This window comes from Microbacterium oxydans, assembly GCF_006540085.1.
In the GTDB taxonomy this organism is placed as follows: Bacteria; Actinomycetota; Actinomycetes; order Actinomycetales; family Microbacteriaceae; genus Microbacterium; species Microbacterium oxydans.
The window spans coordinates 791,988-813,223 of record NZ_BJOG01000001.1; the positions used below are offsets into that span (position 1 = coordinate 791,988).

The following is a 21,236-nucleotide window of genomic DNA, read 5'->3' on the forward strand; positions in this document are numbered from 1 at the left end:
CATGCGTGTTCTCGATTCACATCTGCACCTCTGGGATCCGGAGGCCCTGACCTACACGTGGCTCGACGGGCCGCTCTCAGGACGTTTCGCCGGGGCGGAGCTGGAGCGTGCCCGTGTGGCGCGTGCGGAGACCGAGCGGTCGATCTTCGTGCAGGCGGAGACCGTCGAAGACGACTTCCTCGACGAGGTGCGCTGGGTCGAGGAGCTCGCCCCCGCGGCGGGCGTGATCGGGATCGTGGCCGGCATCCGTCTGGATCGGGGTACCGACACGGTGGTGCACCTGGAGAGTCTCGCGGCGGAGCCTCTCGTCGTCGGCGTGCGTCACCTCCTGCAGGACGGCCCTGACGGGTTGGCCCTCTCCGCCGCATTCGTGACCGGAGCGCGGGAGGTGGCTCGGCGGGACCTCGCCTTCGACGCCTGCGTCCGTGCCGAGCAGCTGCCCGAGGTGGCGCGTCTCGCGGCAGCGATCCCCGAGCTGCGGATCGTGCTCGACCACCTCGGCAAGCCGGCGGTCGGCACGGCTGCTGCGCCGCTCGCGCCCTCAGCCGAATGGGTACGCGACCTGACGGAGGTGGCGGGCCACGCGAACGCGTTCTGCAAGCTCTCCGGTCTGCAGGCGGAGGCAGGGGGAGACTGGGCGGCGGAGCAGCTGGTGCCGTTCCTCGACGTGGCCGCCGATGCCTTCGGCGTCGAGCGCCTGATGTGGGGGAGCGATTGGCCCGTCTCGGCGATCGGTCCGGCCGAGTCCGCTGCGCCCGACGCACCCGAGCACGAGAAGGTGGCCTACCAGCCCACGGCACGATCGCGCGGGGCCGATGTCGTCATCGCGTGGGCGGAGGCGCGCGGCCACGATGTCGACGCCCTGTTCTGGCGCAACGCCGAGCGGTTCTACCGGATCGACGCCTCGGCCTGAGGTTTTCGAATCGCGCAACCGGTCCGATCCATGCTTCGGATGTCCAGAGTGCGGATGGAGCCGGTTGCGCGATTCGAAAGCGAGGGGCTACTCCGCGCGCAGGCGCAGCTGGGCCATGCCGCCGTCGACCTCGATGAAGGTTCCGGTGGTCGAGCCGGCTGACGGGCCCACGAGGTAGGCGACCGCCGCAGCGACCTCGTCGGGGCTGACCAGGCGTCCGTGGGGCTGGCGCGCTTCGAGGGCGGCGCGCTCCGCGGCGGGATCGGTGGCCGAGTCGAGAAGTCGCCCCACCCATGGGGTGTCTGCCGTTCCCGGGTTGACGGCGTTCACGCGGATGCCTTCGCGCAGGTGATCGGCGGCCATCGCACGGGTGAGGGCGGAGACCGCACCCTTCGACGCACTGTAGAGCGCGCGCTGCGGCAGGCCGGTGGTCGAGGCGATGGAAGCCGTGTTGCAGACCGCGGCCGCCGGCGACTTCCGCAGCCAGGGCAGGGCGGCAGACGTGACGCGGGCGATGCCGGTCACGTTGACCGAGAGCACTCGGGCCCACTCGTCGTCGTCGTTCGCGGCGATGTCGCCCTGCGCGCCGATACCGGCGTTGTTCACGACGATGTCGATGCGTCCGAACTTCTCGCCGACGGCAGCCACAGCGGCGTCGACGCTCGCGCGGTCGGAGACGTCGGCCGTGAAGGCGGCGAAGGCGGGGTCGGCCGTGGCGGTGTCGCGATCGAGCACCGCGATCGTCGCTCCGTCGGCGTGCAGGCGCTGTGCGATCGCCGCGCCGATTCCGGATGCTCCGCCGGTGACGATCGCCACCAGTCCGTTCAATGCGCTCATTTCCGGGCCTCCCATGCCACGAACTCCTGTCGCTGACGACCGAGGCCGTCGATCTCGATCTCGACCACGTCGCCCGCGGCCAGGTAGGGGTACTTGCCCGACAGTGCGACGCCCTGCGGGGTGCCGGTGAGGATCAGGTCGCCGGGCTCGAGCGTCACGTACTGCGACAGGTGGTGCACGATCTGCTCGACCGTGAAGATCATGTCGCTCGTGTTCGAGTCCTGCCGCGGCTCGCCGTTCACGAAGCTGCGCAGGCCGAGCGCCTGGTGGTCGACCTCGTCGGGGGTGACCAGCCAGGGTCCGGTCGGATTGAAGCCGGCGGCGATCTTGCCCTTCGACCACTGCCCCCCGGAGACCGCCATCTGGAAGTCGCGCTCGGACACGTCGTTCGCGGCGACGAAGCCGGCCACGTGCGCCATCGACTCCTCCGGCGAGTCGAGGTACGCGGTGCGGGTGCCGATCACGATACCGAGCTCGACCTCCCAGTCGGTCTTCTCGCTGCCGCGGGGGATCGTCACCGTGTCGTCAGGGCCGACGACCGTGTTCGGCGTCTTGAGGAAGAGGATCGGGATGGTGGGCGGCTCCGATCCCGACTCGGCCGCGTGGGCGGCGTAGTTCATGCCGATGCAGATCACGGCGCTCGGCCGTGCGATCGGGGCGCCGACGCGCAGGGAGGAGGCATCCGCGAGCTCGGGGAGTTCTCCGGCATCGCGGGCGGCGGTGACGCGGGAGCCGAAGTCGCTCTCGAGGAAGGCTCCGTCCACATCGGATGTTACGGGGCGGAGGTCGAGGTATCGGTCGCCCTCCACGAGGACGGGGATCTCATTCCCGGGGGTGCCGAGCCGCGCGAACTTCATGTTTCTCCTGATCGGTCGGGAGGCCGCGACGAGGCGGCCGGTCTCGTTGACAGTATAGACATCGGATGTTTACACTCCAAGAGATCCGCACGGAGAAATCACCCGTGCATGGAGAGGAATCCCGTGAGCCGTATCGTCGCCCTCGACACCACCGACATCCGCTTCCCCACGTCTCTGAGCCTGGACGGGTCGGATGCGATGAACCCCGACCCCGACTACTCGGCCGCGTACGTCATCGTGCGCACCGACGCGGACGACGACATCGAGGGGCACGCCTTCGTCTTCACGATCGGCCGCGGCAACGATGTGCAGGTCGCCGCGATCGACGCGCTCGCCGGCCACCTGGTCGGACGCGAGATCGAGCCTCTGCTCGACGACATGGGCGGCACGTTCCGTGACATCATCGGCGACTCGCAGCTGCGCTGGCTGGGTCCTGAGAAGGGCGTCATGCACATGGCCATCGGCGCCGTCATCAATGCGCTGTGGGACATCAAGGCCAAGCGTGCGGGCCTGCCGCTCTGGCAGCTCCTCGCCCGCATGACGCCGGAGGAGCTTGTCGACCTCGTCGACTTCCGCTACCTCACCAACGCCCTCACCCGCGAGGACGCCCTCGGGATCCTGCGGGCCGCAGAGCCCGGTAGGGCCGAGCGGGAGCAGCAGCTGCTCGCCACCGGCTACCCGGGCTACACGACCAGCCCCGGCTGGCTCGGCTACTCCGATGAGAAGCTCGAACGCCTCGCCCGCGAGGCCATGGCCGACGGTTTCACCCAGATCAAGCTCAAGGTCGGCGCCGACCTGCAGGACGACATCCGCCGCTTCCGCAAGGCGCGCGAGGTGTGCGGCCCGGACTTCCCGATCGCGATCGACGCGAACCAGCGCTGGGAGGTGTCCGAGGCGATCGAGTGGGTGAACGCGCTCGCCGAGTTCCACCCCGCGTGGATCGAGGAGCCCACGAGTCCCGACGACGTGCTCGGTCACGCCGAGATCGCCAGAGGCATCGCCCCGATCCGCGTCGCCACCGGTGAACACGCGCAGAACCGCGTCATCTTCAAGCAGCTGCTGCAGGCCGAGGCCATCGCCGTCATGCAGATCGACGCCGTGCGGGTCGCGGGCGTGAACGAGAACATCGCCAACCTGCTGCTCGCCGCCAAGTTCGGGGTGCCGGTCTGCCCGCATGCCGGCGGCGTCGGTCTGTGCGAGGCCGTGCAGCACCTGTCGATGTTCGACTTCGTCGCCGTCACCGGCACGCGCGAGGGCCGGATGATCGAGTTCGTCGACCACCTGCACGAGCACTTCGTGGTGCCGACCGACATCCAGGGCGGCTCTTACATGGCTCCCACCACGCCGGGCACGGGCATGGAGATGAAGGCCGACAGCATCGCCGCGTACACCTGGACGGGCGCGCATGTCGGCGTCTGACGGTGTGATCGTGCCTGACCGCCTGACCGTCCCGACTCTCGGCTATGGTGCCGCCAACGTCGGCAACCTCTTCCGTGAGCTGTCCGACGACGACGCGTGGGCCGTGTTGGACGCGGCGTGGGAGAACGGCATCCGCTTCTACGACACGGCTCCGCACTACGGCCTCGGGCTCTCCGAGCGTCGCCTCGGCACCTTCCTGCAGACCAAGCCGCGCGACGAGTACGTGCTCTCGACCAAGGTCGGCCGGCTGCTGCGCCCGAACCCCGACCACGCCGGCGGCCTCGACACCGCGAACGACTTCCACGTGCCTGACGACCTCCAGCGCGTGTGGGACTTCTCGGCGGACGGCATCCGGACGAGCCTGGACGAGTCCCGCGAGCGGCTCGGCATCGAGCGCATCGACCTCCTCTACCTGCACGACCCGGAGCGGCACGACCTCGACCTCGCGCTCGCCGAGGCCCTTCCGGCCCTGGAGCAGCTGCGCGCGGACGGCGAGGTGACCGCGATCGGCATCGGCTCGATGGTGTCGGAAGCCCTCGCGGCATCCGTGCGTTCCGCGGACCTCGACCTCGTGATGGTGGCCGGCCGCTACACGCTGTTGGAGCAGCCCGCAGCGGTCGACGTGCTGCCCGCGTGCCGGGAGACCGGGACCGGGATCGTCGCGGCGTCGGTGTTCAACTCCGGACTGCTGGCCTCGAACGAGCCGCGGAGGGATGGCCGCTACGAGTACGGGCAGCTCCCCGACGAGCTGTGGGAGCGCCTGGTGCGCATCGCCGCGGTGTGCGCCGACCACGATGTGCCCCTGCCGGCCGCGGCGATCCAGTTCCCGTTGCAGTCCGAGGTCGTACGCTCGGTCGTGGTGGGTGGCAGTCGTCCGGCGCAGCTGCAGCAGAATGCGGAGTATGCCGCCCTCGACATCCCGGCCGCGCTGTGGGACAACCTCGCAGCGGAGGGGCTCATCCCGGCCGGCTCAGGCGTCTCCTGAACCACCCGACGGCTCGACGAGAGGAGCACTCGTGCTCGAAGGAATCCATCCCCTGCTGACGGGAGAGCTGCTGCTGCACCTCGACCGCATGGGGCACTCCGATGCCGTGGTCGTCGCCGACGCGCACTTCCCCGCGTGGGGTCTGGGCGCACGTGTGATCGACCTGCCCGGCACCACGACGCCTGAGGTGGTGGCTGCCATCCGCACCGTGCTGCCGCTGGACGACGCCCCCGGCCTCGATCTGATGACCTCGGCCGACGGCGAGGTGCTCGACGTGCAGCGCGAGCTCATGGCGGCGGCGGGCACAGCCGTGGACACGACGGCCTTCGTCGAGCGGTTCGCCTACTACGAGGTCGCGAAGACCGCGTATCTGATGGTGCGCACGGGTGAGACGCGCAAATACAGCAACGCGCTGCTGCGCAAGGGTGTGGTCGGCCACCCCTCGGCCTGACGAAGGAGCGAGGCCTCGCGGCAGCCAGAGAACGACCGTCTCAGCGACCGACGGTCGACTCCCGCACGATGAGCTCGGCGGGGAACGGCGTCGTCGCGGGCGGGGGTGCCGAGGGGTCGGCGAGCTGTGCCAGCAGGGCGACCCCGGCGGCGCGGCCGATCTCGTAGCCGGGCTGCCGCACGCTGGTGAGCGGGACGACACCCTGGTGCGCCTGGGCGACGTCGTCGAACCCGATGAGTGCGATCTCCTCCGGCACGCGGACGCCGTGGCGCAGGAGCTGCGTGAGCACGCCGAGCGCCACCATGTCGTTCGCGGCGAACACGGCGTCGGGCCGCTCGGCGGGGGGCAGGGCGATGATCCGCATGCCGGCCTCCAGGCCGTCCTCGGTCGCCAAGTGCGGCACTTCGACCGTCGACACCGTCGCGTCCGTGTCGGCGACGGCTTCGCGGAGCCCGGCCAGACGATCGTTCGACTGGCTCACCGCCGGGTTGCCGAGGAACAGGATGCGTCGTCGCCCGAGATCGACGAGATGCTTCCCCGCGAGGCGGCCGCCGGCACGATCGTCGAACAGCACGGATGCGACCTTCGATGAGTCGGGGATCGGTCCCACCACGACCGAGCGGATGCCGCGATCGGCGAGCGCCTCGAGGCGCGGTACGACGTCGCCGAGCGGATAGATGACGATGCCCTGCACACGGTGCGCCTCGAACATGTCGAGGTTGCGTCGCTCCTGTGTCTCGTCGCGGTCGCTGTTGCTGAAGAAGAGCGACCAGCCGCCCTCGCGCGCCACGTCCTCGACGCCGCGCGAGAGGTCGTGGAAGTAGGGCAGCCAGGCATCGAGGAGGATGAGCGCCAGCGCCTTGCTGGAGCCGGCCCGCAGCTGCCGAGCGGATTCGTTGGGCACGAAGTCGAGCTCTTCGATCGCGGCCCGTACCCGCTCGCGGCTCGCGGCTCCGAGCACGTGCGGGTGATTGAGGTAGTTCGACACGGTGGAGGAGGAGACTCCCGCGAGGGCGGCGACGTCCTTGACGCTCGCTGGCATGGGGCTCCTTCGTCTTCTTCGTCTTCGTCTTCGTTGTCTTCATCGTCGCCGCGGCGATCGGGGCTCCTGACCGCGGTGGCGGCCTCAGGATATCGGAGGAGTTGCAACGTGCCAAGAAAGTTCTTGACACCGCTGCCGCCCCCGACGTAGCGTGACTCGCACACCGGACTTGGCACGTGCCAAGTCCGGGGCGGCGACGGTGCCGGACACCCGCTGTGAGAGGTCTCATGAACATCGGCTGTCACGGTCTGGTCTGGACGGGGAATTTCGATGCCGAGGGCATCCGTCTGGCGGTGCAGAAGACCAAGGAGGCGGGCTTCGACCTCATCGAGTTCCCGCTGATGGATCCGTTCTCCTTCGACGTCGCGGTCGCGAAGGATGCTCTCGAGGAATACGGCCTCGACGTCAGTGCGTCGCTCGGCCTGTCCGAGGCGACCGACGTCACGAGCTCCGACCCCGTGATCGTCGCGGCCGGTGAAGCCCTGCTCATCAAGGCCGTCGACGTGCTCGCGGATCTCGGAGGGAAGCACTTCTGCGGCGTGATCTACAGCGCGATGAAGAAGTACATGGAGCCGGTGACCACCGAAGGGCTCGCGAGCAGCCGGGACGTGATCGCGCGGGTGGCCGACCATGCCTCCGAGCGCGGAGTGTCGGTCTCGCTCGAGGTCGTGAACCGCTACGAGACGAACGTGCTCAACACGGCGCGGCAGGCTCTCGCGTACGTCGCCGAGGTCGACCGGCCGAATCTCGGGATCCACATCGACACGTACCACATGAACATCGAGGAGTCGGATATGTTCGCGCCGGTCCTCGATGCCGCACCCGCCCTGCGCTACGTGCACATCGGCGAGAGCCACCGCGGCTATCTGGGAACCGGCACCGTCGACTTCGACGCGTTCTTCAAGGCGCTCGGGCGCATCGGGTACGACGGCCCGATCGTGTTCGAGTCGTTCTCGTCGGCGGTCGTCGCCCCTGACCTCAGCCGCATGCTCGGCATCTGGCGGAACCTCTGGAACGACAACGTCGAGCTGGGTGCCCACGCGAACGCCTACATCCGCGACAAGCTCGTCGCGGTCGAGTCGATCCGCCTGCACTGAGTCGGCGAAGGGCGGGAAAGATCAAGATGTCATTACAGGTCTTCCCAACCTCGTCGACGTTAGATACATTTAGATACAACTTGCGCTGCCCGTAGCGTAGGACGCAGAATTGATCCGATGTTTGCGGCGGAATGATCCGTCGACATCGAAGCAGAACCTTCAAGGAAGCAGGTGAGCGCATGAGTGGACCCATCCTCCGGGTCGAGGGGATCAGCAAAGGATTCCCCGGCGTGCAGGCGCTGAAGGACGTGCATCTCGAGGTGCACGCCGGCGAGGTGCTCGTGCTCGTGGGTGAGAACGGCGCGGGAAAGTCGACCCTGATGAAGATCCTCTCCGGGATCTACACCAAGGACGAGGGGACGATCACGTTCGAGGGTCAGGAGGTCGAGCTCACGAGCCCTCTTCAGGCGCAGGAGCTCGGCATCACGATCATCCATCAGGAGCTCAACCTGATGCCCGATCTGACCGTGGCGCAGAACATCTACGTCGGGCGGGAGCCGACGACGGGCCCGTTCCTGTCGGAGCGCAAGCTCAACGCCCAGACCGCAGACCTGCTGCAGCGCCTCGACATCCACCTGAACCCGCGGCAACTCGTCGGCGAGCTCACGGTGGCCGAGCAGCAGATGGTCGAGATCGCCAAGGCCCTGTCGTTCAACGCCAAGGTGCTCATCATGGACGAGCCCACCTCGGCCCTCACCGACACCGAGGTCGAGACGCTGTTCGTGCTGATCGAGCAGCTCAAGGCGCGTGGCACCGGGATCGTCTACATCTCGCACCGCATGGACGAGCTGCGTCGCCTGGCCGATCGGGTGACCGTCCTGCGTGATGGCACATACATCGGATCACTCGACCGGTCCGAGATCACCATCCCGACGATCATCGAGATGATGGTCGGACGTGTGATCGACGAGGGAACCCGTCCTCAGGCCCGCGAGCACGCCAACGACCCGATCGTCCTCGATGTGCAGGGGCTGTCGACCAGGAACCTTCTCAAGGACGTGTCCTTCCAGCTGCACAAGGGCGAGATCCTCGGGTTCGCCGGGCTGATGGGTGCGGGACGCACCGAGACCGCGAGGGCGGTGATCGGCGCCGACCATCGCGACGGCGGCACCATCGCGATCGACGGTCGCACCGTGAAGATCGCCCAGCCCGCCGACGCGGTGCAGCACGGCGTCGGATACCTCTCGGAGGACCGCAAGCTCCTCGGGCTGATGCTCGAGCAGGACGTGACGTTCAACACCGTGCTGGCCTCGCTCGGCTCCTACGCCAACGCGATCGGCTGGATGGGCGACAGCAAGGCCAAGAACCGCACCAAGGAGTACGTGCAGCAGCTGCGGGTGAAAACCCCCTCGGTCAACCAGGTGGTCAAGCTCCTCTCCGGAGGCAACCAGCAGAAGGTCGTCATCGCCCGGTGGCTGATGCGCGACTGCGACATCCTCATCTTCGACGAACCGACGCGAGGCATCGACGTCGGCGCGAAGGAGGAGATCTACCGCCTCATGCAGCAGCTCGCTGATGCAGGCAAATCCATCATCGTCATCTCATCCGAGCTCCCGGAGATCCTCCGCGTGGCGAACCGCATCGCGGTGTTCGCCAACGGCCGCATCACCGGGACGCTCCGCAACGAGGAAGCAAGCCAGGAGAAGATCATGCAACTCGCAGCCCACGGGGAGGAAGACTGATGAGCGCTCCGCAGCAGCCCGGATCGTCGACGACGACGATCATCCAGACCGCCGTGAACGAGAACACGGACAAGAGAGACGTCGGCGCGTTCCTGAAGCGTCAGTTCCAGCAGTCGCTGGCGTTCGGCACGCTCATCGTGCTGATCATCTTCTTCTCGATCGCCAGCCCGAACTTCTTCACCTTCAGCAACATCGCCACGGTGCTGCTGTCGACGGCGGTCATCGGCATCCTCGCCCTCGGCACCACCTTCGTCATCATCACCGGCGGCATCGACCTGTCGATCGGCACCGGCATGGCGCTGTGCGCCGTGATGACGGGTGTGTTCGTGACCAACATGGGGCTCCCGGTGTGGGTCGGCGTGATCGGCGGCGTCCTGACCGGTGTGCTGATGGGGCTCGTGAACGGTGTGAACATCACGTTCCTCCGCCTCCCGCCGTTCATCGCCACCCTCGCGATGATGATGATCGCGGGCGGCCTCGCCCTCGTGATCTCGGGTGTCGCACCGATCTACTTCTCGACGTCGGCCCCCGACTTCAAGAAGATCGCCCTCGGCGTGATCATCCCCGGCATCCCGAACGCCGTGCTCGTGACAGCGGTGCTCGCGGTCATCGCGTACCTGGTGCTGTCGAAGACGCTCCTCGGCCGGTACACGTTCGCGATCGGCTCGAACGAGGAGGCCACGCGCCTCTCGGGCGTCAACACGCGTCGTTGGACGATCCTCATCTACATGTTCGCCGGAGCTTTCACCGGGGTCGCCGGCATCGTCATCGCCTCGCGGCTCGATTCGGCCCAGCCGCAGATCGGCACCGGATACGAGCTGCAGGCGATCGCCGCGGTCATCATCGGCGGCACCTCGCTGCTGGGAGGACGCGGATCCATCCTCGGCACCGTGATCGGCGCCCTCATCATGAGCGTGCTCGTGAACGGGTTGCGCATCATGTCGATCCAGCCCGAGTGGCAGAACATCGTCGTCGGCGTGGTCGTGCTGCTCGCGGTGTTCCTCGACTCGCTGCGCAACCGACAGCGCACCTGAGACCTGGACGGCGGCGAAAACCCGTGCCCGTCGTCGTCCTCCGGCCCCGGCCGACACCCCGCGGAGACATCCGCACAGGCACCTGGAATGTCCACAGCGCCGGCTCGTCCGGCATCCACACAGAACAAACCGAGTCGTACCCAAACAATGGAGTTTTCATGAAATTCGGGAAGAAGACCGCACTCGTGGCCCTGGTGGCCGCATCCGCACTGGTGTTCGCCGGCTGTGCCGGCGGAGGCGGCGACGTGATCGAAGAGGGCTCGAGCAGCGGCGGCAGCAGCGACGGCGAGATGTACATCGCCATGGTCTCGAAGGGCTTCCAGCACCAGTTCTGGCAGGCCGTCAAGAAGGGAGCGGAGGACAAGGCGAAGGAGCTCGGCGTGAAGATCACGTTCGAGGGTCCTGCCGCCGAGACCGAGATCGCGCAGCAGCTCGAGATGCTGACCGCCGCGATCGACAAGAACCCGAACGCCATCGCCTACGCCGCCCTCGACCCCGAGGCGTGCGTCGCCCCCCTCGAGCAGGCCAAGGCGAAGGACATCCCCGTCGTCTACTTCGACGCCCCCTGCAACGGCGACGTCGGGCTCAGCCTGTCGGCCACCGACAGCAAGGTCGCCGGTGCGCTCGCTGCCGAGCACATGGCCGACCTGATCGGCGGCGAGGGCCAGGTCGCCATCGTCGGTCACTCGCAGATCAACTCGACCGGTGTCGAGCGCCGCGACGGCTTCGTCGACAAGATCGAGGCGGACTACCCCGACATCGAGATCGTCGACATCCAGTACGGTGACGGCGACCACCTCAAGTCGGCCGACATCGCCAAGACCCTGATCGCGGCCCACCCCGACCTCAAGGGCATCTACGGGACCAACGAAGGCTCCGCCATCGGTGTCGTGAACGCCGTGAACGAGCTGGGCCTCGAGAAGGGCAAGATCACGATCGTCGGTTTCGACTCCGGCGCAGCGCAGATCAACGCCATCAAGGACGGCACCATGGCCGGCGCCATCACGCAGGACCCGATCGGCATCGGCGCACAGGTCGTGCAGGCCGCCTACGACGCCGCCAACGGTGACTCCGTCGAGAAGTTCTACGACACCGGTTCGTACTGGTACGACAAGAGCAACATCGACGATGAGAAGATCGCGGCCGTGCTCTACGAGTGACACCGCAACGCTGAAGAAGCCCCTCACCTCCGGGTGGGGGGCTTCTTCGTTGCCAGGTGGGTGCGTATGGGGCGGAGTGGGGGTGGTACCTGGGTCAGACCCGACGGAGGAAGGTGAGCTGCGACGAGGGTTCGACGATGAGCTCCTGCAGCGCGGCGTTGAAGGGGACACCGGCGGGGGCGGAGAGATGGGCGTGGAAGGCCGCCTCATCGCGGTAGACCTCGTACACGAAGAAGCGGTCGGGATCGTCGACGAGCCGGGACGCGTCGAAGACGAGGTTGCCCTCCTCGGCGCGCACGACATCGGCGAACGCACGCAGCAGGGTGGCCACCATGTCCCCGGTGCCTGGTCGTGCAGTGAAGGTGGCATGCAGGACGGTCGGCTCTGACACAGTGTCTCCTCGGGGCTGTCGGATGCGGATGTGGATGCCCATGTGCATGCTCTTGTTCCGGCCCATGCTCGGGTTCAGGTGGAGAGCGTCAGCAGTCGGGCCGGTGTGGTCGCGAGCATCCGGTGCACCGCTTCGTCGCCGATCGCGTCGCGCAGGCGTGGGAGGTAGCGCTCGCCGAGGTAGGCGAGTCCTGGCATGCCGCCGTAGGCGACGTACCGCGTGCGACGAGCCACGTCGCCACCGAGCACGATCCGGTCCCCGGCGCCGCGCTCCACGACAGCGACCGTCAGGGCGAGCAGCTCGGCATCGGAGCGGGTGCGGGGTCGTGCGAAGCCGTCGTAGCCGAGGTGGGCTCCGCGATCCGCGAGGGAGACGTGCAGGCCGGGATCGGGGTCGCGGTCGGCGTGTGCGAGCACGACGCGGTCGGCGGACACCCCCTCGGCCGCGAGCAGATCGAGCACCTCGTGAGCCGCCGTGCCGAATTCCAGGTGCACCATGACAGGCGCCCCCGTCGCGCGGTGCGCCTCGGCCACCGCGACCAGCGTGGTGCGCTCGAACGGGCTGATGCGCCAGTAGTCGGCGCCGCCCTTGAGCATCCCGGCGCGCACGGGCGCGCCGTCGGGCGCTGCGGCGATGGACACCTCTGGGGCCTCGAAGATCTCCGCATCGTCGGCGGGCATGCCGCGTGTGATGTCGGCGATGAAGAGGGCGGCCAGACGGTCGGCGGTCCACACCTGCATCGGATGGTCTGCGCCGTAGTGGGCTTCACGGTGCAGTCCGGTCGTCGCGACGATGTGCAGTCCGGTCGACGCACTGATCCGCGCCAGGGCGGAGGCGTCGCGGCCGACACCGAAGGGGGTGGCATCCACCATCGCCTCGAATCCGCTCGCCTGCAGCAGGGCCGCCTCTTCGCCCGAGGCCTTCTCGTCGTCGAGCTCGTCTCCCGGCAGCAGCGGTGACACCTGGAACAGGTGCTCGTGGTAGTCCACGCGCCCGAGCAGCGCCGGGGCGATGTCCCCGAGCACCGTGCGGACGACGGCGGACATCAGCGCACCGACTCCGCGGCCTCGGCGAGTCGCTCGACGGTCTCGGGTGTGAGATCGAGCTCGAACACGTCGGCGACGACCTGCGACCAGCCGTGGATGAAGTAGCGCCAGCCGTCGACCACGTGCAGGTCGCGAACCGTGGCCTGCGCTTCGGCCTGATGGAGGAACTCGAGCGAGCCGCGGTAGTTGAACTCCCACGCGTACGCGCCATCGGGGAACACCACCGCGTCGGTCAGGGGGGAGCCGGGGCGGTCCTTCCCGAGTCCCGTCGCATTGGCGATCACCGAGCCGGCCGGCGCAGCCGCGACGAGGGCATCGGCTTCTTCCGGCGTCGTGGTGACGACGTATTCGATCAACCCCTCACGGGTGCCGTGCTGGCGGTGCACCTCGCGCAGGTGGTCGAGCTTGTCCTGCGTGCGGGCGGTCACCGTGATCCTCGACGGGGAGTCGGGGCGTTCGGCGAGAGCCCAGCTGAGAGCGGTGCCCGAGCCTCCGGCCCCGAGGATCACGACCGCAGCCCCCGTGCGGGTGAAGTGGTCCGTGGGCAGGAAGTCGTTCAGCGCGAGGTCGACCGTGATCGGGTCCTTGGCCCTTCCCGACAGCGTCCGCCCCCGCTTGGAGATGCTGGAGATCTCGGAGCACGACACCGCGAACGGGTCGAGTTCGTCGAACAGGTCGGAGGCGGCGGCGAACACGTTCATCTTGTGCGTGGTCACCAGGGCCCCGCGGTGGTGCGGATCGTCGCGGATCTGCTCGACCATCGCGCGATACTGCACGGGGTCGGCATCCATCGGCAGGTCGTGACCGACCAGGGTGCGCGTCGGCAGGTCGAGGATGTCGGCCCAGAGCGGGAACACCTTCATGATCGACGAGGAGGCGGTGGTCACCCCGACGAAGCCCATGTAGTCGGCGGCGACCGTCTCGGATCCGGAGGTCACGGTGTCGGCGGTGGTGGTCATCGGGTCTCCTCGGAGGCGGGGATTGGGACGGGATGCGCGGGCTCGCCGCCGGAGAGGACGGCGATCACGTCGGCGAGCGAGAGGGAGCCCATGTTGTCGACCGCCTGTGTGGTCTGCGCGCCGAGGTGCGGGGTCACGATGACCCGGTCGGCGAGCTCCGGCGCGAGCAGGGGACTCGCGTGCGCTGCGGTGTCCCCGTCGAGCGTGTCGGCCGCGTAACCGGCGAGCACGCCGTCGTGCAGTGCCCTGGCCACTGCGGCCTCGTCGACCAGGTCCCCTCGGGCGGTGTTGACCAGCACCGTGCCTGGCCGCATGCCGGCGAGGCGCTCCGCATCGACGAGTCGCTGGCCGCCCGGGGCGTGCAGAGTGATCACGTCGGCCGCGCGGAACAGGTCGTCGACCGAGGCGGGTTCCGCCCCGCGGGCGCGCACCACGTCGTCGGGCACGAACGGGTCGGCCGCGAGCACGCGCGGACCGAAGCCGCTCAGACGCGCAGCGACGCCCTGGCCGATCCGGCCGAAGCCGACGATGCCGACCGTGGCGGCGCCGAGCTCCCGTCCACGTCGAACCCCCCAGTCGCCCGCGCGCACCCGGCGGTCGCCGTCCGGCACGAACCGCAGCGCGGCCAGCATCAGACCGACAGCGTGATCGGCCACGGCGTCGGCGTTCGCGCCGGGGGTGTTCGTCACGGGGATGCCGCGATCGCGCGCGGCAGCGAGGTCGACCGACTCGGTGCCCACTCCGTAACGGGCGACGATCTTGAGCTTCGGGGCCGCGGCGAGGTGCGCATCGGTGATGGCGCCGGTTCCTGCGATCCAGGCATCGGCGCCGTGCAGCAGCGACCGCAGCTCGTCCATGTCGTGGTGCGCGGGCCCGCGGAGGACGCGGTGTCCGGACTGCGCTGCCCGCTCCACCAGATCGAGGTCGCCGTCCGAGAAGGATCGGCTGGTGACGAGGATCACAGCCATCAGCGCGGCCGTCCGGCGAACCACGGCGCGAGGGCCGCGTAGGCATCCGCGAACCGCGCGTGCCGTTCGGCGTACACGGCATGGCGGCCAGCATCCGGGGTGAACTCGGCGGTGACCTCGCTGAGGGCACGTGCTGCCGAGAAGTCGGTGATCCCGAGCCCGACCGCGGCCGTCACGGCGGCTCCGAGGCTGTTCGCCTCCTCGACGATCGTGCGGCGACGAACGGGAACTCCCCAGACGTCGGCGAGCACCGACAGGTACACGTCGCTCTGCGCTCCGCCGCCGACCGCATCGATGCGGTCGATCACGGCGCCCGACGCGCGGAATGCCTGGATGCAGCTGAGCAGGTTGAACGCGGTGCCCTCCAGCACGGCGCGAACGAGGTGGGCCCGACCGTGGTGCCGCGAGAGACCGACGAATGCGCCACGGGCGTCCGGGTCCCACAGCGGGGAGCGCTCACCGAGCAGGTACGGGAGGAAGTAGAGGTCGTCGGTGTCGACATCGGCGGAGGCCTCGGCCGTCAGCCGTCCGGTCTCCGGGTGGGCGGGGTCGGGGGAGAGGGCCTCGGCGATCCACTGCACGGAGGCACCGCCGGCCTGCATGGTCGCCGTGGGCACGAACGAGCCGGGGACGACGTTGTCGAACGTGAAGGTGCGCATTCCCGGATCGTGCAGCGGAGCGTCCGCTGCGAACGAGATCCACGACGAGGTGCCGAGGCACACGTAGGCGCCGTCCTCCGGAGCGACCACGCCCGATCCGACCGCGGCCAGGGGGCCGTCGCCGCCGCCCATCACCACACGCACGCCCGTGTGCAGCCCGAGCGCGGTCGCAGCGGCATCCGTCAGTGCTCCCGCGATCTGCGTCGACTCGAGGATCTCGGGGAACAGCGCGCGGTCGAGGCGTGCGGCCCGCAGCACCTCGTCCGACCAGGTGCCGGCCGCCTGGTCGTAGGCGTTGGTGCCTGACGCGTCGGAACGGTCCGTCGCCAGACGCCCGGTGAGGCGCAGCACGATGAAGTCCTTCGCGACACAGACCCGGCGCACGCGCGCCCAGACGTCGGGCTCGTTGTCGCGCACCCACATGATCTTCTCGACCGAGTAGGTGGGGTTCAGACGGTGCCCCAGGATCCCGTACGCGCGTTCGGCGCCGATCGCGTCCTCGAGCTCGCGCTGCTGGGCTCCGGCTCTCGTGTCGGCCCAGATGATCGCCGGTCGCGCGGGCTCGCCCTCGGCATCGAGGAGGACGGCGCCCATCATCTGTCCGCTCACCACGAGTCCGACGATGTCGCTCGTGGGCGTGCTGGTGCGGGCGATCAGGTCACGTGTGGCGGCGACGACCGCGTTCCACCAGTCGTCCGGGTTCTGCTCGGCGACGCCGCCCGCGGCGAAGTGCGCGGGGTAGGCGACGGTGACCGAGGCGACGATCCGGCCGTCGTCGTGGTGCAGGGAGGCCTTGTTCCCCGTCGTGCCCAGGTCGTGCGCGATGATCATGGCGGCGCCTATCCCGCGTACGGACGCAGCTCGACGCCCTCGGGCGACCGGTAAGCCCGCGAACCCATCCCGTGCTCCAGCACCCAGCCGTAGTCGTGGCCCGCTCCACCCGGGTACACCGCGAGGAAGGAGTACGGCTCGTCGCCGGTGTTCACCGAGCGGTGCGCCCACCCAGGCGGGATGTAGCCGATCGTGCCAGGGAGCATGTCGAGCCATTCGGTGCGCTCGCCGTCGAACATGAGCAGTCCGCCGCGACCTTTCAGCGCCAGATAGATCTCGCCCTGATGGTTCGGGTGCTGGTGGCCCTTGGTCATCCAGAGCTCTCCGCTCGTGTCCCCGGGCATGATCGTGGTGATCGACTGGGGCAGCTCGCGGTCGACCTCGGGCACGGGGGAGCTGACCACGGTGTAGACCACGGGGTTCTCGCCGGCTGATGCCGTGGACCAGGCCTCTGCGTCGAGGAAGAGCCCCTCGAGGTCGGACATCCGCCGGGTGAGAGTCGGCCCTTCGGGCGAGAGCGTGAGCTTCTCGGCGTCGAAGGCGATCGCCAGGGGGGAGATCGGCGGGGCGTGGAACTCGGGCATCGGTGCTCCTCGTAACGGGTGCTGCGACGCTGCGCAACCTGTAATGACAGGTTCACCCTACCTGTTATGACAGGTTGCGTCCAGATCTCCCGGCCCTTCGAATCGCGCGAATGATTGGATCCGAGCGTCAGATGCAACTATTCGCGCGATTCGAAAGTGAGGCGCCCCGCCGTCGCGTCAGCTCAGGCTGGACCCCGCGACCGCGGCATCGATGAGGTCGGCGATCGCGGCCGGCTGCGACGCAAGGGAGGCGTGGCTCGCGTCGAGCTCGATGATCTGACGCGGGTTCATGCGCGTCGCCATGCGTCGTTCGTTGTCGGGATTGATCATCCGGTCGGCGGTCGAGACCTGGTACCAGGTGGGCTTCGCCTTCCATGCGGGCGCCGTCACGGTGTCACCGAACGTCGACCCCAGGGGGGCCTTCTGGGTGACGGCCATGACCAGCGCGTCGTCGGCGGAGAGGTCCTGGGCGAAGCTCTCGTGGAAGCGGTCCTGTGCGATCCACAGATAGCCGTCCGAGTCGGGGGTGATGGCGTCGACCGCGGCCGGTGGGTTCTCCTGAGTGATCTGCCCTGCGCTCTCGCCGGCGTCGGGAGCGAACGCCGCCACGTAGACGAGGCCCACCACGTTGGGCAGGTCGCCGGCCTCCGTGATGACGGCGCCGCCGTAGGAGTGCCCGACGAGGAGGACGGGACCGTCGATCTGACGGACCATCTTCTGCGTGCGCTCTGCGTCGTCGGCGAGGGAAGTGAGCGGGTTCTCGACCGCGTGCAGATCGTCGTAGCCGCGGCGACGAAGTTCGAGGATCAGGGGACCCCAGTGAGCCGCCCCTCCCCAGAAGCCGTGGACCAGGACGATGGCGGGCTTGTCGGACATGTTCGTCTCCTGTCTTTCGCGGTCGCTCGTGCAGTGCGCGCGTGACCTTCGGTTGGTTCCTGGTCTGGAACCAAGAAGAGAGTAGGTTGGACTCTGGGGCAAAAACCATGACTGATGACCTACGAAAACATGCCGATCCTGCATCGACTACCGATCATGCCGTGGACGCGCTCTCCGAAGCACTCCTGCACGCTCGCCTGGACGGGCGGGACGCGATGCTCTACGCGCCGCCCGCTCCTTTCCACGTGGACATCCCCTCGGGCGTCACTCGAGTGCACTTCGCCGTCGACTCGCGGCTGATCGTCCGGGTCGACGGTCAGGCGATGCCGATCGTGCTCGAGCCCCGTGATTTCGTGCTGGTCCGTCAGGGGCTCGCGCACAGCATCGCCACCGCCGATTCGACGGTCCCCGCCCGCGAGCTGGTCGAGTCCGACCGCGGCATCGGCGCGGAGGCGGCGCCGGGCTGGGTCACCGGCGAGTTCCGCACGCAGAGCGAGCTCGGCGGCCCGTCGATGGCTGCTCTTCCCCCGGTGGTGCACATATCGTCGGCCCGGCCGGGAAACGAGTGGCTGGCGCTGAGCCTGCGACTGCTGCTCGATGAGCTCGGACAGCGCCGACCCGGCGCGTGCATCATGATCTCGCGCATCCTGGACCTGGTCTTCATCCATGCCCTGCGGGAGTGGTCGGCCTCCGACAAGGTCGAGCCGGGGTGGCTGGCCACCGCGCTCGACCAGACCCTCGCGCCGGCCTTGGCGGCGATCCACCGTAATCCCGAGCATCCGTGGACGGTCGACGACCTCGCAGCCCTGACGCACCAGTCACGGTCCGCCTTCGCCCACCGGTTCACCGCCGTCGTCGGTCAGTCGCCTGCCGCCTACGTGGCGGAGCGTCGGATGCTTGCCGCCTCGAAGCTTCTCGAGACCACGGCGATGGCGGTCGGTGCCGTCGCGCATGCGGTCGGGTTCGAATCGGAGGCGGCGTTCTCGCGAGCCTTCCGCCGGCGCTTCGGTCGTTCACCGCTGGCCTGGCGGAAGCACTCCCGCCCGCGCATGGCGGGTGTCGGCGCGGGTGCGTCGGAGGAGGCTCCCGCGCCGGCTCAGGCCCAGGACTCTGCGTCGGCTCAGGATTCTGCGTCGGCTCAGGATTCTGCGTCGGCTCAGGAGTCGGCGTCGGCTCAGGACTCGGCGCGGCGCGCGCGGTAGGCGGCGACGGCGTTGCGGTTCGCGCACGTGGTGGAGCAATAGCGCTTCGAGCGGTTGCGGGAGAGGTCGAGCGCGATGGCCCGGCAGGTGTCGTCCTCGCAGACGGTGAGGCGCGAGCCCTCGTCGGCACGGATGACGTCGATCAGGGCCATCGCGGTCTCGATCAGGATGCGTTCGGCAAGGGGCTGCTCGTCCGCCACCGCGTGCAGATGCCAGTCCACGCCGTCATGACGGCGCAGCGCGGGGGTGAGGCGGGACTCCGCGAGGGCGTCGTTGACGTGCGCGGCCATCTCGTCGCGCGGCGCCAGCAGCATCGCACGGAGCCGGGGACGCAGTCCGCGAAGCGAGGCGACCTCGGCCTCATCGCGGTCCAGGCGGCCGGTGTAGGGGAACTCGTGGAGGAAGGTGCCCTCGTCGTCGATGTCGGTGAGTGTGTCCGGCTGCTCCGCCGAGTTCGCGAGCCAGACCGCGGAGCGCAACGCCTCTTCCGTGTCATCGGTGAAGATCATATTGACATGTTACAACGCGCGGGAGTAGCGTCATCGATCATGAGCATGGTGAGCGATGACGCAGTTGTGCACTCCGCCAGGGGTGTGCGTCTCGGGCTGCCGCTCGCCCTCGCCGCGGCCTTCGCCTTCGGCATGTCGGGCGGATGGGCGCGGGGGCTCATCGACGCCGGGTGGAGTCCCGGTGCCGCCGTCACCGCGCGCATCTGGGTCGCCGCCCTCGTGCTGCTCGTCCCCACGATCCTGTCGCTGAGAGGACGATGGGCGCTGCTGCGGCGCAATGCGGGCATGATCCTCGCCTACGGGCTGCTCGCGGTCGCCGCGACCCAGCTCTTCTACTTCCAGGCGGTCGCGGTGATGGACGTCGGGCTGGCGCTGCTCATCGAGTACACCGCCCCGGTCGCGGTACTGCTGTGGCTCTGGCTGCGGAGAGGGGAGCGGCCGAGCCGCAAGAGCCTGCTCGGTGCGGCGATCGCTTTCGTCGGGCTCGTGCTCATGCTCGACGTCCTCACGGGTGCCGACGTCAACGTGCCCGGAATCCTGTGGGCACTCGGCGCCATGGTGGGCGCTGCCGCCTACTTCGTGCTGTCCGCCAAGGCCGACACGGGATTGCCGCCCCTCGCCCTGGCCGGCAGCGGGCTCCTGCTCGGGGCACTCGGGCTCACTGCGGCCGGCGCGATCGGCGTGCTGCCGATCGCATGGACGACCGACGACATCTCCTACCGGTTCGGCAGTGTTCCCTGGTTCGTCCCGGTGCTCGCGATGGGGGTGGTGGCGACCGCTCTCGCCTATCTGCTGGGCATCGCCTCGACGCGCATGCTGGGGTCGCGGCTCGCTTCCTTCGTCGCACTCGCGGAGGTCGTGGCCGCGCTGCTGTTCGGCTGGCTGCTGCTCGGCCAGCTCCCCGACCTGCTGCAGGCCTTCGGCGGTGTGCTGGTGTTGATCGGCGTGGTCGTGGTGAAGCTCGGCGAACCCGCCCCTCCCGACCGGAGCGGGGTTTTGTATACGTACAGTCGGCGCAGGGGGTGAGAGGAGGGAGCGCAGGGCGGGTTTATGTATACACTGAGGGGATGAGTCTCGTCGCTGAACGCACCTCCGCGGGTGACCGCGCGTATGCGGCGCTGCTCGACGGCATCCAGTCCGGTGCCCTGCCGGCCGGCTTCGTGCTCGGCGAGGTCGAGCAGGCCGAGCGCCTGGGAGTGAGCCGTACACCGATGCGCGAGGCGCTCCGTCGCCTGATCGCCGACGGGCTCGTGGTGCAGCAGTCTCCGCGCGTCACCGTCGTGGCAGACCTCGACGCCGACGACATCCGCTCCCTCTTCGAGATCCGTCGGGCGCTCGAGGAATCCTCGGCACGCCTCGCCGCCGCCCGGGGCGACGCGCAGCTCTTCGCAGCCCTCGCCGACGAGTTCGCGCATGTCGACCTCGACGCCGTCGAGGGCCGAGACGCCTATTACGCGCTCATCGCCCGCTTCGACGCGGCCCTCGACGCGGCCGTCGCCAACGGCTACATCGCCTCCGCGCTGCGCACCGTGCGCACCCACCTCGTGAGAGTGCGGCGGATGGCCAGGGACAAGCCGGCCCGACTCGCCGCCTCCGCCGCCGAGCACCGCACCATCGCGGAAGCACTCGCCGCCCGCGACGGCGACCTCGCCGCCCATGCCACGCACGTGCACCTGCACAACGCGCTCGCCGGCATCCTCGACTCCCTTGATTCCCGTAACAGTGAAGGATAAG

Annotated in this window: 22 protein-coding genes; 11 read left to right on the top strand and 11 right to left on the bottom strand. The window is 68.8% G+C overall.

Features of this window, described 5'->3' with window-relative positions:
* The first annotated feature begins 1 nt into the window (after position 1).
* Positions 2–913 (top strand): amidohydrolase family protein, encoded by a 912-nt coding sequence (locus MOX01_RS03740; protein ID WP_141368429.1) that lies wholly within the window; start codon positions 2–4, stop codon positions 911–913.
* A gap of 87 nt (positions 914–1,000) precedes the next feature.
* Here the strand turns inward: MOX01_RS03740 and MOX01_RS03745 are convergent, their stop codons facing one another.
* On the bottom strand, positions 1,001–1,750 hold the full coding sequence (locus MOX01_RS03745; protein WP_046747526.1) for an SDR family NAD(P)-dependent oxidoreductase: 750 nt from the start codon (positions 1,748–1,750) through the stop codon (positions 1,001–1,003).
* Entirely contained in the window at positions 1,747–2,607 is an 861-nt protein-coding gene (locus tag MOX01_RS03750; RefSeq protein WP_046747527.1) for a fumarylacetoacetate hydrolase family protein, read from the bottom strand. Before MOX01_RS03750 ends, MOX01_RS03745 begins: the two co-directional genes overlap by 4 nt.
* Before the next feature lie 123 nt (positions 2,608–2,730).
* Here MOX01_RS03750 and MOX01_RS03755 point away from each other — a divergent pair, with 123 nt between their 5' ends.
* Genes MOX01_RS03755 through MOX01_RS03765 form a run of 3 tightly spaced genes read left to right on the top strand, consistent with a single transcriptional unit; the run spans position 2,731 to position 5,462 of the window.
* The gene (locus MOX01_RS03755; RefSeq protein WP_141368431.1) at positions 2,731–4,026 is read left to right on the top strand and encodes an L-fuconate dehydratase; all 1,296 of its coding nucleotides are present in this window, start codon (positions 2,731–2,733) and stop codon (positions 4,024–4,026) included.
* Positions 4,013–5,011, top strand: coding sequence for an aldo/keto reductase (locus MOX01_RS03760; protein ID WP_141368433.1), 999 nt, complete (start codon positions 4,013–4,015; stop codon positions 5,009–5,011). Before MOX01_RS03755 ends, MOX01_RS03760 begins: the two co-directional genes overlap by 14 nt.
* Before the next feature lie 31 nt (positions 5,012–5,042).
* Complete coding sequence (locus MOX01_RS03765; RefSeq protein WP_141368435.1) at positions 5,043–5,462, top strand: RbsD/FucU family protein; 420 nt, start codon at positions 5,043–5,045, stop codon at positions 5,460–5,462.
* A gap of 40 nt (positions 5,463–5,502) precedes the next feature.
* On the opposite strand, the gene MOX01_RS03770 is transcribed toward MOX01_RS03765, so the two are convergent.
* The gene (locus MOX01_RS03770; RefSeq protein WP_141368437.1) at positions 5,503–6,504 is read right to left on the bottom strand and encodes a LacI family DNA-binding transcriptional regulator; all 1,002 of its coding nucleotides are present in this window, start codon (positions 6,502–6,504) and stop codon (positions 5,503–5,505) included.
* Positions 6,505–6,731: 227 nt separating this feature from the next.
* Here MOX01_RS03770 and MOX01_RS03775 point away from each other — a divergent pair, with 227 nt between their 5' ends.
* The 4 genes from MOX01_RS03775 (at position 6,732) to MOX01_RS03790 (ending at position 11,477) form a co-directional block, all read left to right on the top strand.
* Positions 6,732–7,601, top strand: coding sequence for a sugar phosphate isomerase/epimerase family protein (locus MOX01_RS03775; protein WP_061015291.1), 870 nt, complete (start codon positions 6,732–6,734; stop codon positions 7,599–7,601).
* A 179-nt stretch (positions 7,602–7,780) separates the two neighbouring features.
* Positions 7,781–9,283 (top strand): sugar ABC transporter ATP-binding protein, encoded by a 1,503-nt coding sequence (locus tag MOX01_RS03780; RefSeq protein ID WP_046747533.1) that lies wholly within the window; start codon positions 7,781–7,783, stop codon positions 9,281–9,283.
* Entirely contained in the window at positions 9,283–10,317 is a 1,035-nt protein-coding gene (locus tag MOX01_RS03785) for an ABC transporter permease (RefSeq protein ID WP_171011018.1), read from the top strand. Before MOX01_RS03780 ends, MOX01_RS03785 begins: the two co-directional genes overlap by 1 nt.
* 158 nt (positions 10,318–10,475) lie before the next feature.
* Positions 10,476–11,477 (top strand): ABC transporter substrate-binding protein, encoded by a 1,002-nt coding sequence (locus MOX01_RS03790; protein ID WP_046747534.1) that lies wholly within the window; start codon positions 10,476–10,478, stop codon positions 11,475–11,477.
* A gap of 94 nt (positions 11,478–11,571) precedes the next feature.
* Here the strand turns inward: MOX01_RS03790 and MOX01_RS03795 are convergent, their stop codons facing one another.
* From MOX01_RS03795 to MOX01_RS03825, 7 genes are all read right to left on the bottom strand, one after another.
* Positions 11,572–11,868: a putative quinol monooxygenase gene (locus MOX01_RS03795; RefSeq protein WP_230977795.1), complete on the bottom strand. Its 297-nt coding sequence runs from the start codon at positions 11,866–11,868 to the stop codon at positions 11,572–11,574.
* Between the two features lie 74 nt (positions 11,869–11,942).
* On the bottom strand, positions 11,943–12,914 hold the full coding sequence (locus MOX01_RS03800) for a phosphotriesterase family protein (RefSeq protein ID WP_141368439.1): 972 nt from the start codon (positions 12,912–12,914) through the stop codon (positions 11,943–11,945).
* Positions 12,914–13,873, bottom strand: a complete 960-nt coding sequence (locus MOX01_RS03805) for a shikimate dehydrogenase (RefSeq protein WP_141368441.1) — start codon at positions 13,871–13,873, stop codon at positions 12,914–12,916. The genes MOX01_RS03800 and MOX01_RS03805 overlap by 1 nt, the downstream gene beginning before the upstream one ends.
* Complete coding sequence (locus tag MOX01_RS03810) at positions 13,870–14,841, bottom strand: phosphoglycerate dehydrogenase (RefSeq protein ID WP_061015293.1); 972 nt, start codon at positions 14,839–14,841, stop codon at positions 13,870–13,872. Before MOX01_RS03810 ends, MOX01_RS03805 begins: the two co-directional genes overlap by 4 nt.
* A complete protein-coding gene (xylB, locus tag MOX01_RS03815; RefSeq protein WP_141368443.1) occupies positions 14,841–16,331 on the bottom strand; it encodes a xylulokinase in 1,491 nt (496 codons plus the stop codon). The genes MOX01_RS03810 and xylB overlap by 1 nt, the downstream gene beginning before the upstream one ends.
* A gap of 8 nt (positions 16,332–16,339) precedes the next feature.
* Positions 16,340–16,915 (bottom strand): glucose-6-phosphate isomerase family protein, encoded by a 576-nt coding sequence (locus tag MOX01_RS03820; RefSeq protein WP_058632952.1) that lies wholly within the window; start codon positions 16,913–16,915, stop codon positions 16,340–16,342.
* 177 nt (positions 16,916–17,092) lie between these two features.
* Positions 17,093–17,791, bottom strand: a complete 699-nt coding sequence (locus MOX01_RS03825; RefSeq protein WP_141368445.1) for an alpha/beta hydrolase — start codon at positions 17,789–17,791, stop codon at positions 17,093–17,095.
* A gap of 161 nt (positions 17,792–17,952) precedes the next feature.
* Between MOX01_RS03825 and MOX01_RS03830 the strand changes: the two genes are divergently transcribed.
* Complete coding sequence (locus tag MOX01_RS03830; RefSeq protein WP_211368702.1) at positions 17,953–18,993, top strand: AraC family transcriptional regulator; 1,041 nt, start codon at positions 17,953–17,955, stop codon at positions 18,991–18,993.
* Here MOX01_RS03830 and MOX01_RS03835 read toward each other — a convergent pair.
* Entirely contained in the window at positions 18,966–19,502 is a 537-nt protein-coding gene (locus tag MOX01_RS03835; protein ID WP_061017000.1) for a CGNR zinc finger domain-containing protein, read from the bottom strand. The two genes, MOX01_RS03830 and MOX01_RS03835, sit on opposite strands and share 28 nt — an antisense overlap.
* A gap of 39 nt (positions 19,503–19,541) precedes the next feature.
* On the opposite strand from MOX01_RS03835, the gene MOX01_RS03840 reads away from it, so the two are divergent.
* Complete coding sequence (locus MOX01_RS03840) at positions 19,542–20,528, top strand: EamA family transporter (RefSeq protein WP_141368447.1); 987 nt, start codon at positions 19,542–19,544, stop codon at positions 20,526–20,528.
* Between the two features lie 41 nt (positions 20,529–20,569).
* The gene (locus MOX01_RS03845; RefSeq protein WP_141368449.1) at positions 20,570–21,235 is read left to right on the top strand and encodes a GntR family transcriptional regulator; all 666 of its coding nucleotides are present in this window, start codon (positions 20,570–20,572) and stop codon (positions 21,233–21,235) included.
* The last annotated feature ends 1 nt before the right edge of the window (position 21,236 follow it).